The organism is Massilia genomosp. 1, assembly GCF_011682185.1.
Lineage (GTDB): Bacteria > Pseudomonadota > Gammaproteobacteria > Burkholderiales > Burkholderiaceae_D > Telluria_A > Telluria_A rubra.
The window spans coordinates 1-1,667 of record NZ_WHJF01000261.1 but is presented as its reverse complement, the minus strand read 5'-3'; the positions used below and the strand labels follow the sequence as shown (position 1 = coordinate 1,667).

At 58.7% G+C, this 1,667-nt stretch carries 1 protein-coding gene; it reads left to right on the top strand.

The features are described from left to right. Positions 1-101 precede the first annotated feature (101 nt). Positions 102-1,484: an IS1380 family transposase gene (locus F1735_RS33405; RefSeq protein ID WP_167241286.1), complete on the top strand. Its 1,383-nt coding sequence runs from the start codon at positions 102-104 to the stop codon at positions 1,482-1,484. The last annotated feature ends 183 nt before the right edge of the window (positions 1,485-1,667 follow it).

The window sequence follows — 1,667 nt, the reverse complement described above, 5'->3', positions numbered from 1 at the left end:
CCTGAATTTTGCATAAAAAAGGGCAAGAACGCCGTAAGTGATTGATAAAATGTGAGTTATCGAGAAACACATCCATCAACACAAAAAGCACCTTGCCCGACATGAATTCTACTTCAGAACAGCTCCGTTTTCCATCCATTCCAGGCCATACCGTTCGCGCCGACTTTGACGGCGGCGGCCTGTCGTCCGACTTGGGACCGTTGCTGTTGCGTGGCGTCGATCGCCAGATCGGCCTGACCGAGCGTTTGGCCAATGCCTTGGTCGACACGCGGCACGCCAGTTACGTCACGCATTCGCATGCTGACCTGCTGACCCAGCGCATTTTCCAGATCGGCTGCGGTTACGAAGACGGCAACGATTCCAATAGCCTGCGTCACGACCCGATGTTCAAGCTCGGCGCGGATCGCCTGCCATTTGCTGCCGATGCCGCGTTGGCGTCGGGGGCGACGATATCGCGCTTTGAACACGCGGCCAGTCGCAAGGATATTTATCGTCTCTGCAAGGCGCTGGTGGCGCAATTCATCGCCGGCTTCGCGACACCGCCGAGGACCCTCGTTCTCGATCTGGACCACTCGGAAGACGCGGCCTATGGGCAGCAGCCGCTGGCGTTTTACAACCACCACTACCGCAGCACATGCTACCTGCCTTTGTTCATTTTCGATGGCCAGTCGGGCGCCCTGGTGGCAGCCCTTCTGCGGCCGGGCAAAAGTCCGACGGGCGCCGAAAATGCCATGATCATGCGGCGCGTGCTCACGCAGATTCGCCGCCACTTCCCTGACACGCACATTTTGGTGCGCGGCGACGGGCACTTCGGCAGGCCGGAACTGATGCAAATGATCGATGCCATGCCCAACATTGACTTTATCTTCGGCCTGCCAGGCAACGTCAAGCTGCAGGCACTGGCAGAAAAAACCAAGCAGCGGGCCTGCGCGCTGTGGGCGGCCGTGCAAACCGGCGACGTGGTGCCAGACGCGGTGCGCCTGTATGACGAATTCCCGTATGCCGCCGGTTCGTGGGAAAAACCCTGGCGCGTGCTGCTCAAGGCCGAGGTCATGGCGCTCGGTGAAAATCCGCGCTTCGTCGTCACGTCGCTGAGCGGCCTTGACGCTGGCATGCTGTACGAGGAAGTCTATTGCGCGCGTGGCCAATCCGAAAACTTCATCAAGCACCTGAAGACCGACCTGGCATCAGACCGCACGTCCTGCACCAGCTTCCTGGCCAACTTCATGCGCTTGCTGATGCACAGCGCCGCCTACATCCTGCATCAACAGCTGCGCACCCAGGCATTGCAACACACCGCCTTATCGCAAGCGCAACCATCGACCGTCATCAACAAACTTTTCAAGATCGCGGTCCAGGTCCGCCAAACAAAACAGCGCATCATCCTGAATTTGCCAAGCGCCTGTGCCGTCAAGGATCTGCTGCACACGCTCTCTGAACGGCTGTTCATTTCCGTACCTGCACACACCGTCAACACCTCATGAGGCCAGTTCGTCCGGTCAGCCGAGAATAGACCACCCACCCATCACCTTCATAACCAGCCAGCTTGCCGAACCCTACTGCGCGTGGGTAGGGCGAACTTTGCCCGGCGCACTACTCAAGCTCAGCCAGACAGACGTCAAGGGAAAGGCCAGTCCGCAATTCCGGTTTATGCAACATCCAGGCTA